The 14,460-nt window shown below is 73.6% G+C and carries 16 protein-coding genes and 1 tRNA gene; 14 read left to right on the top strand and 3 right to left on the bottom strand.

Annotated elements, in window-relative coordinates; translation table 11 throughout:
* Positions 1-69 precede the first annotated feature (69 nt).
* The 6 genes from argG (at position 70) to fabF (ending at position 6,366) form a co-directional block, all read left to right on the top strand.
* Positions 70-1,497, top strand: coding sequence for an argininosuccinate synthase (gene argG / locus KMZ30_RS18250; RefSeq protein WP_215514019.1), 1,428 nt, complete (start codon positions 70-72; stop codon positions 1,495-1,497).
* A 36-nt stretch (positions 1,498-1,533) separates the two neighbouring features.
* Positions 1,534-2,712 carry a PucR family transcriptional regulator gene (locus KMZ30_RS18245; protein WP_308279856.1) on the top strand — a complete coding sequence of 393 codons (1,179 nt, stop codon included), beginning with the start codon at positions 1,534-1,536 and terminating at the stop codon, positions 2,710-2,712.
* A 102-nt stretch (positions 2,713-2,814) separates the two neighbouring features.
* Entirely contained in the window at positions 2,815-3,729 is a 915-nt protein-coding gene (locus KMZ30_RS18240) for an ACP S-malonyltransferase (RefSeq protein ID WP_215514020.1), read from the top strand.
* Positions 3,726-4,739 carry a beta-ketoacyl-ACP synthase III gene (locus KMZ30_RS18235; RefSeq protein ID WP_207024853.1) on the top strand — a complete coding sequence of 338 codons (1,014 nt, stop codon included), beginning with the start codon at positions 3,726-3,728 and terminating at the stop codon, positions 4,737-4,739. Before KMZ30_RS18240 ends, KMZ30_RS18235 begins: the two co-directional genes overlap by 4 nt.
* 65 nt (positions 4,740-4,804) lie before the next feature.
* The gene (locus KMZ30_RS18230) at positions 4,805-5,050 is read left to right on the top strand and encodes an acyl carrier protein (protein ID WP_030529436.1); all 246 of its coding nucleotides are present in this window, start codon (positions 4,805-4,807) and stop codon (positions 5,048-5,050) included.
* A gap of 74 nt (positions 5,051-5,124) precedes the next feature.
* Positions 5,125-6,366, top strand: a complete 1,242-nt coding sequence (gene fabF / locus KMZ30_RS18225) for a beta-ketoacyl-ACP synthase II (protein ID WP_215514021.1) — start codon at positions 5,125-5,127, stop codon at positions 6,364-6,366.
* Between the two features lie 123 nt (positions 6,367-6,489).
* Here fabF and KMZ30_RS18220 read toward each other — a convergent pair whose 3' ends face one another.
* The gene (locus tag KMZ30_RS18220) at positions 6,490-6,993 is read right to left on the bottom strand and encodes a DUF3145 domain-containing protein (RefSeq protein WP_372447530.1); all 504 of its coding nucleotides are present in this window, start codon (positions 6,991-6,993) and stop codon (positions 6,490-6,492) included.
* Between the two features lie 202 nt (positions 6,994-7,195).
* Positions 7,196-7,840, bottom strand: coding sequence for a TrbL/VirB6 family protein (locus KMZ30_RS18215; RefSeq protein ID WP_215514023.1), 645 nt, complete (start codon positions 7,838-7,840; stop codon positions 7,196-7,198).
* Between the two features lie 175 nt (positions 7,841-8,015).
* On the opposite strand from KMZ30_RS18215, the gene KMZ30_RS18210 reads away from it, so the two are divergent.
* The 5 genes from KMZ30_RS18210 (at position 8,016) to KMZ30_RS18190 (ending at position 10,825) form a co-directional block, all read left to right on the top strand.
* Positions 8,016-8,092 (top strand) — tRNA-Ile (locus KMZ30_RS18210).
* Between the two features lie 259 nt (positions 8,093-8,351).
* Positions 8,352-9,353, top strand: a complete 1,002-nt coding sequence (locus KMZ30_RS18205) for an SDR family oxidoreductase (protein WP_215514024.1) — start codon at positions 8,352-8,354, stop codon at positions 9,351-9,353.
* Positions 9,350-9,700 (top strand): hypothetical protein, encoded by a 351-nt coding sequence (locus tag KMZ30_RS18200; RefSeq protein ID WP_215514025.1) that lies wholly within the window; start codon positions 9,350-9,352, stop codon positions 9,698-9,700. The genes KMZ30_RS18205 and KMZ30_RS18200 overlap by 4 nt, the downstream gene beginning before the upstream one ends.
* Before the next feature lie 156 nt (positions 9,701-9,856).
* A complete protein-coding gene (locus KMZ30_RS18195) occupies positions 9,857-10,024 on the top strand; it encodes a hypothetical protein (RefSeq protein ID WP_215514026.1) in 168 nt (55 codons plus the stop codon).
* A gap of 45 nt (positions 10,025-10,069) precedes the next feature.
* Complete coding sequence (locus KMZ30_RS18190; protein WP_215514027.1) at positions 10,070-10,825, top strand: potassium channel family protein; 756 nt, start codon at positions 10,070-10,072, stop codon at positions 10,823-10,825.
* On the opposite strand, the gene KMZ30_RS18185 is transcribed toward KMZ30_RS18190, so the two are convergent.
* Complete coding sequence (locus KMZ30_RS18185; protein ID WP_215514028.1) at positions 10,822-12,228, bottom strand: NAD(P)/FAD-dependent oxidoreductase; 1,407 nt, start codon at positions 12,226-12,228, stop codon at positions 10,822-10,824. The two genes, KMZ30_RS18190 and KMZ30_RS18185, sit on opposite strands and share 4 nt — an antisense overlap.
* A 141-nt stretch (positions 12,229-12,369) precedes the next feature.
* Between KMZ30_RS18185 and KMZ30_RS18180 the strand changes: the two genes are divergently transcribed.
* The 3 genes from KMZ30_RS18180 (at position 12,370) to KMZ30_RS18170 (ending at position 14,458) form a co-directional block, all read left to right on the top strand.
* Positions 12,370-12,705: a cupin domain-containing protein gene (locus tag KMZ30_RS18180; RefSeq protein ID WP_215514029.1), complete on the top strand. Its 336-nt coding sequence runs from the start codon at positions 12,370-12,372 to the stop codon at positions 12,703-12,705.
* 121 nt (positions 12,706-12,826) lie between these two features.
* A complete protein-coding gene (locus KMZ30_RS18175; RefSeq protein WP_308279858.1) occupies positions 12,827-13,567 on the top strand; it encodes an amino acid ABC transporter ATP-binding protein in 741 nt (246 codons plus the stop codon).
* A gap of 63 nt (positions 13,568-13,630) precedes the next feature.
* Positions 13,631-14,458, top strand: coding sequence for a glutamate ABC transporter substrate-binding protein (locus KMZ30_RS18170; RefSeq protein ID WP_215514030.1), 828 nt, complete (start codon positions 13,631-13,633; stop codon positions 14,456-14,458).
* The last annotated feature ends 2 nt before the right edge of the window (positions 14,459-14,460 follow it).

The following is a 14,460-nucleotide window of genomic DNA, read 5'->3' as shown; positions in this document are numbered from 1 at the left end:
GGAGGAGCACCGCACCGGGCCCGGTGATACGAGTTTGTATGTATGCAGGACCCTGTATATCCTTGCACCATGTCCAAGGTCCTCACGTCCCTCCCCGTCGGCGAGCGCGTCGGCATCGCCTTCTCCGGGGGTCTCGACACCTCCGTCGCGGTCGCGTGGATGCGCGAGAAGGGGGCGGTGCCCTGCACCTACACCGCCGACCTCGGCCAGTACGACGAGCCCGAGATCGACACCGTCCCCGACCGCGCCGGCCAGTACGGCGCCGAGGTCGCGCGCCTCGTCGACTGCCGGGCCGCGCTGGTCGAGGAGGGCCTGTCGGCCATCGCGTGCGGCGCGTTCCACATCCGCACCGGCGGGCGCACGTACTTCAACACGACGCCGCTCGGCCGGGCCGTCACCGGCACCCTGCTCGTGCGCGCGATGCAGGCCGACGACGTCGAGATCTGGGGCGACGGGTCGACCTTCAAGGGCAACGACATCGAGCGCTTCTACCGCTACGGGCTGCTCGCCAACCCCAACCTGCGCGTCTACAAGCCGTGGCTCGACGCCGACTTCGTCCACGAGCTCGGCGGCCGCCACGAGATGAGCGCCTGGCTGACCGAGCGCGACCTGCCCTACCGGCAGAGCCAGGAGAAGGCGTACTCGACGGACGCCAACATCTGGGGCGCGACCCACGAGGCGAAGACGCTGGAGCACCTCGAGGAGTCGATGGAGGTCGTCGAGCCGATCATGGGGGTCCGCTTCTGGGACCCCGCCGTCGCCATCGAGCCGGAGGACGTGACGATCGCGTTCGTCGAGGGCCGCCCGGTCGCGATCAACGGCAAGGCGCTCGACCCCGTCGCGCTCGTGCACGAGGCGAACACCATCGGCGGCCGGCACGGCATCGGGATGTCGGACCAGATCGAGAACCGCATCATCGAGGCGAAGTCGCGCGGCATCTACGAGGCCCCCGGCATGGCGCTGCTCCACATCGCCTACGAGCGGCTGCTCAACGCCGTGCACAACGAGGACACGATCGCGAACTACCACAACGAGGGTCGTCGCCTCGGCCGGCTGCTGTACGAGGGCCGCTGGCTCGACCCGCAGAGCCTCATGCTCCGCGAGGCCATCCAGCGCTGGATCGCCTCCGTCGTCACCGGCCAGGTCACCCTGCGGCTGCGGCGCGGCGAGGACTACTCCATCGTCGACACCCGCGGCGAGAACTTCAGCTACCACCCGGACAAGCTGTCGATGGAGCGCGTCGAGAACGCCGCCTTCGGCCCGCAGGACCGCATCGGGCAGCTGACGATGCGCAACCTCGACATCGCCGACAGCCGGGCCAAGCTCGAGCTCTACGCCGAGCAGCCGAACGACCAGGGCCAGCTGCTCGTCGAGAACGGCACCCTGTTCGGCGAGCTGCCGGCCGGCGGCTACGACCGGATCACCGACAACCCCCAGGCCTCGGGCGAGGCCGAGCAGGCGCTCGACCACGCGGCGATGGAGTCCGGCACCGACTGAAGCTCGTTGTCCGGGCCGCACAAATAGACTCGCCACGTGCCGCCCACCGCCTCGCAGGACACCCGCGCCCGGGTCACCCGGGCCGCCGGTGACCTCGGGGCGGCCGCGGTCCGGCAGATGGAGACCGACCACGAGTGGTTCCGCGCCCTCTCGGCCGAGAACCGTTCGTGGGTCGGGCTCGTGGCGCAGGCGGGCATCACGAGCTTCATCGACTGGTTCGGTGGCGACCAGGAGCGCCCCCCGGCCACCGCCGACGTCTTCGGCACCGCCCCGCGCGAGCTGACCCGCTCGATCAGCCTCGCGCAGACCCTCGACCTCCTCCGGACGAGCATCGGTGTCGTCGAGCGCGAGATCGCCGGCATCGCCGCCCCCGGTGAGGGCGACCTCGCCCGCGAGGCCGTCCTGCGGTACAGCCGCGAGGTCGCCTTCGCCGCCGCCGAGGTCTACGCCGAGGCCGCCGAGGCGCGCGGCGCGTGGGACGCCCGGCTGGAGTCCCTCGTCGTCGACGCGGTCATCCGCGGCGAGGCGGACGAGTCGATGCAGTCGCGGGCCGCGGCGCTCGGCTGGGGTGCGGTGAGCGGCGTGGCGGTCGTCGTCGGCTCGACCCCGTCGGGCGCCACCGGACCGGTGCTCGGCGAGCTGCACCGCACGGCGCGCCGTCGCGGCGTCGAGCTCCTCGTCGCCATCCACGGCCCGCGGGTGGTCTGCATCGGTGGCGGCGTCGAGGACCCCGTCGCCCTCGCGCAGACCCTCGACCCGCACCTCGGGGACGGACCCCTCGTCGTCGGGCCGACGGTCCCGCACCTCTTCGCCGCCGGGCGCTCGGCCCGGGCGGCGATCTCCGGCCACACCGCCGCCCCCGCGTGGCCGGCCGCGCCCCGCCCGGTCCTCGCCGACGACCTCCTCGGCGAGCGCGCCCTCCTCGGCGACCTCCCGGCGCGCAACGCCCTCACCGCCCGGATCGTGCGTCCACTGCTCGAGGCGAGCGGCGGGTCGCTGCTCGAGACCGCGCAGGCGTGGCTCGACGGCGGCCTCGGGGTGGAGGGCACCGCACGGGCGCTCATCGTCCACCCGAACACCGTGCGCTACCGGCTCCAGGGCATCGCGAAGGCCACCGGCTACGACCTCACCGACGCCCACGACGCCCAGACGGTGCGGCTCGCCCTGGCCTTCCACCGCCTCGGCCCGGCCGCCCGCACGGCCCCGCGTCCCTGAGGCCCCGCTGACAGCGATTGTGGGGATCCCACAAAAGCCGCCCGGCAGGTTCGTCCCCGCCCGTCCCGGGCCACGACCCCGCCGGATAGCAGGCTGGGGCACGTGATCATCATCGTCTGCCCCGGTCAGGGCTCCCAGACCCCGGGCTTCCTTGCGCCGTGGCTCGAGCTGCCCGGCGCCCGCGAGCACCTCACCGCCCTGTCGGATGCCGCCGGTGTCGACCTCGTCGCCCACGGCACGACCTCGGACGAGGACACGATCAAGGACACCGCGGTCGCCCAGCCCCTCCTCGTCGGCGCCGGTCTGCTCGCCGTGCGCGCGCTCGGTGGCACCAGCGGCGTCGGCGCCCTCGCCGGCCACTCCGTCGGCGAGATCACCGCGGCCGCCGCAGCCGGGGTCCTCGCCGAGGACGACGCGATGCGCCTCGTCGCCCTGCGCGGTCGCGAGATGGCGAAGGCCAGCGCCGCGACGCCCACGGGGATGAGCGCCGTCGTCGGCGGCGACCCGACCGAGGTCCTCGCCGCGATCGAGTCGCACGGCCTCACGCCGGCCAACGTCAACGCCGCCGGCCAGGTCGTCGCCGCCGGCGAGCTCGACGCGCTGGCGGCCCTCGCCGCCGAGCCGCCCACGCGCGCCCGGGTCATCCCGCTCAAGGTGGCCGGCGCCTTCCACACCTCGTTCATGCAGCCCGCGGTCGACGCCCTCGCCGCGGCGGCCGGCGAGCTCTCCCCCGCCGACGCCACGGTGCCCCTGGTGTCCAACCGCGACGGCGAGGTCGTCACCGACGGCCGCGAGGTCCTCGACCGGATCGTCGCCCAGGTGTCCAACCCGGTCCGCTGGGACCTCTGCTCCGACCGGTTCGCCGCGCTCGGGGTGACCGCGATCATCGAGCTGCCCCCGGCGGGCACGCTCGTCGGGCTCGCCAAGCGCGCCCTCAAGGGGGTCGAGCTGCTCGCGGTCAAGGGACCCGAGGACCTCGACGCCGCTCGCACCCTCATCGAGGAGCACTCCGCATGAGCCCCACCCCGAAGGGCACCGGCCACCTCACCGCCGGCCCGGTCACGCACTCCCGGATCGCCGGCATCGGCGGGTACCGGCCGCGCCGGGTCGTCCCCAACAGCGAGCTCGTCGAGCGCATCGACTCCTCCGACGAGTGGATCCGCGAGCGCTCGGGCATCATCGAGCGCCGCTTCGCCGGCGAGGGCGAGTCGGTCATCGACATGTCCGTGTTCGCCGCCACCCCCGCGCTCGAGATGGCCGGCATCACCGGCGCCGACCTCGGCGCGGTCATCGTCGCGACGGTCAGCTGGCCCTACCAGACCCCCGCCGCCGCACCGCTGGTCGCCGAGCGCCTCGGGTCCACGGCCGCGGCGTTCGACATCTCGGCCGCGTGCGCCGGCTACTGCCACGGCATCTCGCTCGCCTCCGACATGGTCCGCACCGGCCAGGCCGAGCACGTGCTCGTCGTCGGCGTCGAGCGCCTCTCGGACTTCACCTCGCTCGACGACCGCGGCACCGCCTTCATCTTCGCGGACGGCGCCGGCGCGGCCGTCGTCAGCCGATCCGACACCGTCGGCATCGGCCCGACCGTGTGGGGCTCGGACGGCGCGCAGTGGGAGGCCATCTCGCAGACCGAGTCCTGGATCGACGTCCACGAGAAGCAGCTCGGCTGGCCGCACATCGGGATGGCCGGCCAGACCGTCTTCCGCTGGGCGGTCTGGGGCATGGCGCCCGTCGCCCAGCAGGCGCTCGACGCCGCGGGCATCACCGCCGACCAGCTCGACGCGTTCATCCCCCACCAGGCCAACGTCCGCATCATCGACGCGATGGCCAAGAAGCTCGGCCTCCCCGCGGACCTCCCGATCGCCCGCGACATCGCCTACACCGGCAACACCTCCGCGGCCTCGGTGCCGCTGGCGATGGAGCGGATGGTCCGCCACGGCGAGATCCCGAGCGGCGGCCTCGCGCTGCAGATCGGGTTCGGCGCTGGCCTGTCCTACGCGGCGCAGGTCGTCGTCATCCCCTGACTCCCGTGGGCCCACGGGTCACCCGGGCCGAAGCACCACCCCACCCACACCGAAGGAGACAGCACATGGCTGACCAGCAGGAGATCCTCAGCGGCCTCGCCGAGATCGTCAACGAGGAGACCGGCCTCGACCCGGCCGAGGTCCAGATGGACAAGTCCTTCACCGACGACCTCGACATCGACTCGCTGTCGATGATGACGATCGTCGTCAACGCCGAGGAGAAGTTCGGCGTCCGCATCCCCGACGACGAGGTCAAGAACCTCACGACGGTCGGCGACGCGGTCACCTTCATCCAGTCCAACCAGGGCTGACCCACCGGGCGCGGCCTCCCCGACCGGGAGGCCGCGCCGGTTCCCACCCGCACCCACAAGGAGCTGCAGCACCCATGAGCGAGCGTCGCGTCGTCGTCACCGGACTCGGTGCCACCACGCCCCTCGGCGGCACGATCGCCGAGACGTGGGAGGGCATCCTCGCCGGACGGTCCGGGGCCAAGCCCCTGCCCCAGGAGATGCTCGACCGGTACGAGATGCCGGTCCACTTCGCGTGCACCATCGCGCAGGACCCGCTCGAGGTCCTCACGAAGGTGCAGGTCCGCCGGATGGACCCGAGCGCGCAGTACGCGGTCATCGCCTCGCAGGCCGCGATGGAGGACGCCGGCTCGCCGGAGGTCGACCCGGAGCGCCTCGGCGTCGCGATCGGCACCGGCATCGGTGGCGTGTGGACGCTGCTCGACCAGTGGGACAACCTGCGCGAGAAGGGCGTCCGCCGCGTCTTCCCGCTCGCCGTGCCGATGCTCATGCCCAACACCTCCTCCGGCAACGTGTCGCTGCTGCTCGGCGCGCGCGCCGGTGCCCACACGACCGTGTCGGCCTGTGCGTCGGGTGCGGAGTCGATGGGCACCGCCTACGACATGATCCGCGACGGCCGCGCCGACGTGGTCGTCGCCGGTGGCACCGAGGCCGCGACGCACCCCATCTGCTTCGCGGGCTTCGCCCAGATGCAGGCCCTTTCGACCCGCAACGACGACCCCGCCGGCGCCTCGCGCCCCTACGACACCGGCCGCGACGGCTTCGTCATGGGCGAGGGCGCGGCCGTCATGGTGCTCGAGGAGTACGAGCACGCGAAGGCCCGCGGCGCGCGCATCTACGCCGAGTTCGCCTCGATCGGGATGTCCGCCGACGCCCACCACATCACCGCCCCGGAGCCCGAGGGCGCCGGCGCCTCCCGCGCGATGCGCGCCGCCGTCGAGCGGGCCGGGCTGACCGACAGCGACATCGTGCACATCAACGCGCACGCGACCTCGACCCCGGTCGGTGACGTGGCCGAGGCCAACGCCATCCGCCGCGCCTTCGGGTCCGCGGCCGACGCGATGCCGGTCAGCGCGACGAAGTCGATGACCGGGCACCTGCTCGGCGCGGCCGGAGCCCTCGAGGGGCTGCTCACGGTTCTCGCGGTGCACCACCGCACGGCACCGGCGGCCATCAACATCGAGGACCTCGACCCGCAGATCGACCTCGACGTCATCCGCGGCGAGCACCGCACGCTGCCCGACGGCGACATCGCGGCGCTCAACAACTCCTTCGGGTTCGGCGGCCACAACGTCGCGCTCGTCGTCAAGAGCGTCTGAGGCGCCGCCGAAACGCCCCCGGACCGACCAGGTCCGGGGGCGTTCGCCGTGTTCTGGTTGCGTGCTACACCGCAGTAGGTGTCGCTGGAACGACGGTTACTGCGGTGTAGCCCGCGATGAGGGTCAGCCGACCTTGTGCAGCCAGCGGACCGGCGCGCCCTCGCCGGCGTAGCGGAACGGCTCGAGCTCCTCGTCCCACTCGAGCCCGAGCAGCTCCTCGATCATCTCCTGCATCGCCTCCGGGCTGCCCTGGGCGAGGACGACGACCTCGCGCAGCCGGTCCTCGTTGACGACCGCGTCGCCGTTGGCCGAGGTCCACGTGTGGTGGATGCCGAGGCGGGGCGTGTGCGACCAGCGCGAGCCGTCGGAGCCGGGGCTCGGCTCCTCGGTGACCTCGTAGCGCAGGTGCTCCCAGCCGCGCAGCGCCGACGCGATGCGGGCGCCGCTGCCGGCCTCGCCGGCCCAGCTGAGCTCGCCGCGGACCATCCCGGGGGCCGCCGGCTGCGCGGTCCAGTCCAGGCTGACGCGGACGCCGAGGACTCCCTCGATCGCCCAGATCACGTGCGGGCACAGCGCCTTGGGCGTGGAGTGGACGTAGACCACTCCACGCGTGGTGGCGCGCTGCATCGCGGACATCCCGGTCTCCTTGTCGTGCGGTGGACGTCTTCCCCAACGTCGCCGCCCGAGCCGTGGGCCGGTTCGTGCCGTGTCGTGCGTCTGCGGGCACGCCACGCGTGCCGGTTGTCTGCGGACAGTCTGCCCCACGCGACGCACCCGCACCAGAGATCACACGGATTCGTGGTGCGGGTGCGCCGGGCGAGGCTGGGCGTCAGACCGTCGTCGCGCCCGAGGTGGTCGTGCTGCTCGTGCCGTTGGCGTCGCTCGGGTCGCTCGAGCCGGTGCCCCCGACGCCGCCCGGCTGCTGACCCTCGGCGCCCGGCATCCCGCCCGGGCCGCCGTGCTCCTCGGTGCCGGTGACCGCGAACTGCGCCGAGACGAGCACGTCGACCCGGCCGGCGTCGGAGGTGACGGTCACCTCGTAGCTGCCGTCGGACAGGGCCCGGACGCCGCTGACCGTCCCTTCGTCGACGGCTCCCTGCGCCGCCGCCACCGCCTTGCTCGCGGCCTCGGCGGTCAGCGTGCCGCCCTCGTCCATCATCCCGCCGCGCCCACCGCCGGGCATCCCGTCGGCGCCGGCCTGCCCACCGCCGGGCATCCCGTCGGCGCCGGCCTGCCCACCGCCGGGCATCCCGTCGGCGCCGGCCTGCCCACCGCCGGGCAGGGTGCCGCTCGCCGAGCCCCCGCCGTTCGCGTCGGTGCCGGTGCCGGGCGAGGCGGACGCGGAGGCCGACGGCGCGGCGGTGCTCGGCGACGTGTCGGCCGCCCCGGCGAGCGAGGCGCCGGTGAGGCCGAGCGCGACGGCGGCGGCGATGCCGACCCCGCCGATCGCGAGGGTCCTGGTCTGTCGGTCCATGGGGTGCTCCTTCGTCGTGGGGACCATCTGCTCCCACGGTCACGGGCCGGGCTGTGCCGCGCCTGTCGCCGCCGCGTCGCTGCCCTGTGCACTCGCGGCCGGCCGCCGACCGGCCTCCGCGAGGCGTCGGGCCGCCGCTAGGCTCGGCGCACCCGTGGCCGACGCGCCACGGCCCGGGGCGTTAGCTCAGTCGGTCAGAGCAGCGGACTCATAATCCGTCGGTCGTCGGTTCAAGCCCGACACGCCCCACCACCCCCCGCGGATGCACCGGTCGCGCTGCCCTGACGGGGTCGAGGTGCTCCCGGTGGCGCCAGACGTGGGGCGATCACCCCACGTCCGACGCCACGGCCGCCACCACCGGCGGCGCCGGGATGCCTCGGCGCGGACCGTGGTCCCCCCGGAGCCTCAGGTCCGGCGAGTCTGGTGCCGGCCCCCGCACGCGTCAACCCGGCCCGGCCGGGGTAGCACCCGGATGACGCATCCGCGCCGCACCCGAGCGAGAGGAACCGACGTGTCCAGAGTCGTCGTCGTCACCGGAGCCAGTGGGGGGATCGGGCGGGCCACCGCCCGGGAGTTCGCCAGACGGGGCGACACGCTCGCCCTGGTCGCCCGTGGGGAGCGCGGGCTGGAGGCCGCCGCCGAGGAGGTGCGCGCGCTCGGGGCGCGAGCGCTCGTCGTCCCGACCGACGTCGCGGACGCCGACGCCGTCGAGGCCGCCGTCGAGCGCATCGAGAGCGAGCTCGGCCCGGTCGACGTGTGGGTCAACGTCGCGTTCACCTCGGTCTTCGCCCGCGTCGACGACATACGCCCCGAGGAGTTCCGGCGGGTCACCGAGGTCAGCTACCTCGGCTACGTCTACGCGACGATGAGCATCCTGCGCCGGATGAAGGAGCGCGACCGCGGCACGATCGTCCACGTGGGGTCGGCCCTGGCCTACCGGGGCATCCCCCTCCAGAGCGCGTACTGCGGCGCGAAGCACGCCATCCAGGGGTTCCACGAGTCCGTGCGGACCGAGCTGCTGCACGAACGCAGCGCCGTGCGGGTGACCATGGTGCAGATGCCGGCGGTCAACACGCCGCAGTTCTCCTGGGTGCTCTCGCGCCTCCCCCAGCAGGCACAGCCCGTGCCCCCGATCTACCAGCCGGAGGTGGCCGCCCGGGCGGTCGTGTTCGCGGCCGACCACCCCCGGCGCCGCGAGTACTGGGTCGGCGCGAGCACCGTCGGCACGCTGGCGGCCAACGCGGTCGTCCCGGGACTGCTCGACCGCTACCTCGGGCGCACCGGCTTCGGCTCGCAGCAGACCGGGAAGCGCAAGCCCGACGACCAGCCGAGCAACCTCTGGGAGCCCGCCGACGGCCCGGGCGGCCGCGACTTCGGCGCCCACGGCGCGTTCGACGACCGCGCCCACGCGCACAGCCCCCAGCAGTGGGTCGCCCATCACTACCCGCTGCTGGCCGGCGCCGCCGCCGCCCTCGTGGCGACCGGCGCCGCGGTCGCCGGGAGGCGGCGGTGAACGGCGGCGCCGCCCTGATGCGTCTCGCCGGCGCGGCGGGCACCGCGTGGGGTGGGGTGCTCCTCGCGCGTGGTGACGACGTGTGGCGCCGGCTCGAGGGCCGCTCCCCCGACCCCGTCGAGGAGCTCGCCATCCGGGCACTCGGTGTCCGCCACCTCGTCCAGGGGGCCGTCCAGGTCCTCGCCCCCCGCGCCACCCGCCGCGTCGCGGTCGGCGTCGACGCGGTCCACGCCGCGACGATGCTCGGGTTGGCCCTCGCGTCACCGTCCCGCCGCACCGTCGCCACGACCACCGGGGCCGTGGCGCTCGTCGGGGCCGCGGTCGGCGTGGCGGCCGGACCGCGGTGACCCGCAGGCCCCACAGCACGAGGCCCCGGGGCCCTCGACGTGCGCCGACCCCGGGCGGCACGAGAGCATCTCCCCGGGGGCCGGGCACGGCGTGCGCGGGTCCCCGCACCGACCACCCGCTCGCCGGCCGACCCGGCACCCGTCCCCGGAGGTCCCGTGATCCTGCTCGAGATCGCCCTGCTGCTCGTCGTCGCCGGCTTTCTGGTCGTGCGCGCCCGCCGCGGGGGTGAGTCGTCCCGCCGGCCGCGCGTCATCGCGGGCGTGATCCTGGTCGCGGTCGTCGTCTGGGTCGTCGTCATCGCGGTGCAGGCCAACGGCGCCTGACCCGGCCGTCCGCCCCCACCGACGACCGCGTGCCAGCATGACGGCATGAGCGACGACGTGCGCCGCGCCCGCTGGGAGAGCGCGACGGAGTGGCCGCTGACCGCGGCCGCCCTCTTCTTCCTCGTGGCCTACGCCTGGCCGATCCTCGACCCGACGCTCTCCGGCGGATGGCTCACCGCCCTCGAGGTCCTGTCGTGGACGGCCTGGGCGGCCTTCCTCGTGGACTACCTCGTGCGGCTCCGGCTGGCCTCGCACAAGGTCGAGTTCGTCCGGCACAACCTCCTCGACCTCGCGGTCGTCGTGCTGCCGCTGCTCCGGCCGCTGCGGCTGCTGCGGCTCGTCACCCTGCTGGCCGTCCTCAACCGCAAGGCCGGCGGGTCGCTGCGGGGCCGGGTGTCCGTGTACGTCGCGGGCGCCGCCGTGATGGTCATCCTCGTCGCGAGCCTCGCCGAGCTCCAGGCCGAGCGCGGCGCGCCGGGGGCCCTCATCCGGACCTTCGGCGACGCGCTCTGGTGGGCGGCGACCACGGTGACGACCGTCGGGTACGGCGACCTCCACCCGGTGACGACGCAGGGCCGGTGGGTCGCGGTCGGCCTGATGCTCGCCGGCATCGCGCTCATCGGTGTCGTGACGGCGACCTTCGCGAGCTGGCTCATCGAGCAGGTGCAGGACATCGAGGAGGCCTCGCGCGCGGCGACGGCCCAGGACGTCGAGACGCTGTCGGAGCAGATCACCCGCCTGCAGCGGACCGTCGACGAGCTGCGCGCCGAGCGCGCGGCCGACCGCCCGCCGACCGGCTAGCTGTCGAAGCCGATGCCGACGGCGTCCATCGCCCGCAGCCAGAGGTTGCGGCGCCCGGTGCGGTCCTCGGCGGCGAGGCTCGCGCGGGTCAGGCGCACCCCGAGACCGCGGACCGGCTCCGGCGGGAACGGCAGCGGCTTGCGGCGCACCATCCCGAGCCGGGTGACCTCGGTGTCGCGCCCGTGGACGAGGTCGAGCGCCACGCGCGCGCCGAAGCGCGTCGAGGCCACGCCGAGCCCGGTGTACCCGACGGCGTAGGCGAGCCGGCCGCCCATCGCCGTGCCGAAGACGGGGGTGAAGCGTGACGTCGTGTCGATGACGCCCGCCCACCGGTGCGTGAACCGGATGCCCTCGAGCTGGGGGAAGATCCCGAGGAAGTGGCGCGCGAGCAGGTCGTGGGACGCCGACTGCTCCAGCCGCGGGTCGATGCGCCCCGGGAAGTGGTAGTTGGCGTCGTAGCCGCCGAACAGGACGCGGTCGTCGAGGGTGCGCCGGTAGTAGTGGAACTGGTTGCCGGCGTCGGTCAGCCCCTCGCGCCCCTCCCAGCCGACCGACGCGAGCTGCGCCGGCGTCAGGGGCTCGGTCATGAGTACGTGGTCGTAGACGGGCAGCGTGTAGAGGGCGAGCCGCTTGAGCACGCCGCGGAACGCACCCGTGCCGAGCACGACCCGGCGCCCGTGCACGCTCCCCCACTCGGTGTCGACGCGCACGCCGTCGCCGTCCTCGTCCAGGCCGGTGACCGCGGTGTCCTCGTGCAGGCGGACCCCGAGCCGCTCGGCGGCCTCGGCGAGGCCCCACACCAGCCGCGCCGGGTCGACGAGGCCGACGGTGGGGTCGTGCATCCCGGCGAGGTAGCGCGGCGAGTCGACCCGGGCCCGGGCCTCCTCGGCGGTGAGCAGCTCGGTCGGGACGCCGTGGGCCCGGTGCAGCGCGTGCGCCTCGCGGACGGTCTCGACCTGGCGCTCGTCGAGGGCGAGGGTCAGCTCACCGGGGACGTGCAGGTCGCAGTCGATGCCGTACCTCTCGACGGCGGCGGCGAGCCCGGCGAAGTTCTCGGCCCCGAGCCGCTCGAGCGCGGGCACCTCGTCCGGCCAGCAGGCCACCCCCTGCCCGAGGCCGTGCGTCAGCGAGGGCGAGACGAAGCCGCCGTTGCGCCCGGAGGCGGCGACGCCGAAGCGCCCGCGCTCGACCAGCACGACGTCGCACGACGGGTCGTCCTCCTTGGCCTGGACCGCCGCCCACAGCCCGGTGAACCCGCCGCCGACGACGACGAGGTCGGCGCGGTGGCCGTGCCCGGTCAGCGGCGCGCGGGCCGGCGGGCGCACCGCCGGGCGGTCGGTCCAGAACACGTCGGGGACGGCGTCGGCGAGGGAGGCGTGCACGGCACCCGGGGAGACGGCCATGCCCCGCATCATGCCCGAGCCCTGCTGTCGGGGGCGAGAGGAAGTCCACGGGATCCATCGCCACGAGGCGGCCACGACTCCGGATCGGGACGGTCGCATGCCGCTCTGGCTTCTCGATCCGTCGCGTGGCAGCATCCGGGGATGCCCCAGCGCCTCCTCGCCGACGACGTGACCCGGCTCCCTCTCGACCACGAGCCCCTTCCGGCCGAGGAGGTCGTCGACGGCGACCCGACGGCCGCCGTGCAGACGCTCGGCGCCGTCGGCGGGGTCGAGGTCGGGGTCTGGGAGATGTCCGCCGGCACCACTCGTGACACCGAGACGGACGAGGTGTTCGTCGTCCTGTCCGGTTCGGGCACAGTCGAGTTCGAGGACGGCGAGCGCATCCGGCTGGCTCCCGGCACGGCCGTCCGCTTGCACGCCGGCGAGCGCACCGTGTGGACGGTCGAGGAGCCGCTCCGGAAGGTGTGGGTCGCCTGAGGGCTCGGGCGGGCGCTGGAGGTGCGGGGAGGTCTCGGAACGGTCACAATGCGCCCCATCCGCCCCATCGGACGACCCCGGCTTGCCACGAACGGCACCGGCATCAGTAGGTTTCCTGTGCATGAGCGAAGCCCTGGTCGTCCTCAAGGACGTCAACAAGCACTTCGGTGACCTCCACGTGCTCAAGGACATCACCCTCGAGGTCGGCCGCGGCGAGGTCGTCATCCTCATCGGGCCGTCCGGGTCGGGGAAGTCCACCCTCTGCCGGACGATCAACCGCCTCGAGACCTTCGAGTCCGGCTCGATCACCATCGACGGCAAGGCCCTGCCCGAGGAGGGCAAGGAGCTCGCCGCGTTGCGGGCCGACGTCGGGATGGTCTTCCAGTCCTTCAACCTCTTCGCCCACAAGACGATCCTCGAGAACGTCACGCTCGGGCCGATCAAGGTCCGCGGGATGAAGAAGGCCGACGCCGAGAAGCGCGCCACCGAGCTGCTCGAGCGCGTCGGCGTCGCGCACCAGGCGCAGAAGTACCCCGCACAGCTGTCCGGTGGCCAGCAGCAGCGCGTGGCGATCGCCCGCTCCCTCGCGATGGACCCGAAGGTCATGCTCTTCGACGAGCCGACCTCCGCGCTCGACCCCGAGATGATCACCGAGGTCCTCGACGTCATGGTCGAGCTCGCGAAGAGCGGCATGACGATGATCGTCGTCACCCACGAGATGGGCTTCGCCCGCAAGGCCGCCAACCGCGTCGTGTTCCTCTCCGACGGCCAGGTTGTCGAGGAGAACACGCCGGAGGAGTTCTTCACCAACCCCCGCAGCGAGCGCGCCAAGGACTTCCTCGGGAAGATCCTGACCCACTGACCGGGGCGGCCGACCGGGCCACCCGACGACCACGAGTCGACCAACACCAGGAGGAACACCGACATGAAGAGCACCCGGATCGGACTCGTCGCCGCAGCGGCGGTCCTCGCGCTCACGGCGAGCGCCTGTGGCTCCGACGACGGCGGGGAGGGCTCCGGCGGCGACGGCATCAAGATCGGCATCAAGTTCGACCAGCCCGGTCTCGGCCTGAAGAAGGGCAGCGACTACGCCGGCATGGACGTCGACGTCGCGAAGTACGTGGCCAAGCAGCTCGGCCACGAGGAGGACGACATCCAGTGGGTGCAGGCCCCGAGCGCGCAGCGCGAGAACCTGCTGAGCACCGGCCAGGTCGACATGATCGTCGCGACCTACTCGATCACCGACGAGCGCAAGCAGAAGGTCGGGTTCGCCGGGCCGTACTTCGTCGCCGGCCAGGACCTCCTCGTCCGCGCCGACGACTCCTCGATCACCGGCCCCGACAGCCTCGACGGCAAGAAGCTGTGCTCCGTCACCGGCTCGACCTCGGCGCAGAAGGTCAAGGACGAGGTCGCGGGTGTCAACCTCCGTGAGTTCGGCACCTACTCCGAGTGCGTCACCGCGCTCGTCTCCGGCGGCGTCGACGCGCTGACCACCGACGACACGATCCTCGCCGGCTACGCCGCGCAGGACCAGTACAAGGGCAAGCTCAAGGTCGTCGGCCAGCCGTTCTCGCAGGAGAACTACGGCATCGGCCTCAAGAAGGGCGACACCGCCACCTGCCAGAAGGTGACCGACGCCATCACCAAGATGATCACCGACGGCGACTGGCAGAAGATCGTCGACGCGAACCTGGGCCCGGCGGGCTACAAGCCGCCGGCGGGCAACCCGCCCACCCCGGACGCCTGCTCCTGACC

Origin of the sequence: Phycicoccus mangrovi (assembly GCF_018729305.1) — a bacterium.
Classification (GTDB): domain Bacteria; phylum Actinomycetota; class Actinomycetes; order Actinomycetales; family Dermatophilaceae; genus Phycicoccus; species Phycicoccus jejuensis.
Note: the sequence above shows the minus strand (reverse complement) of the source record. Positions and strands in the feature narration are given on the sequence as shown.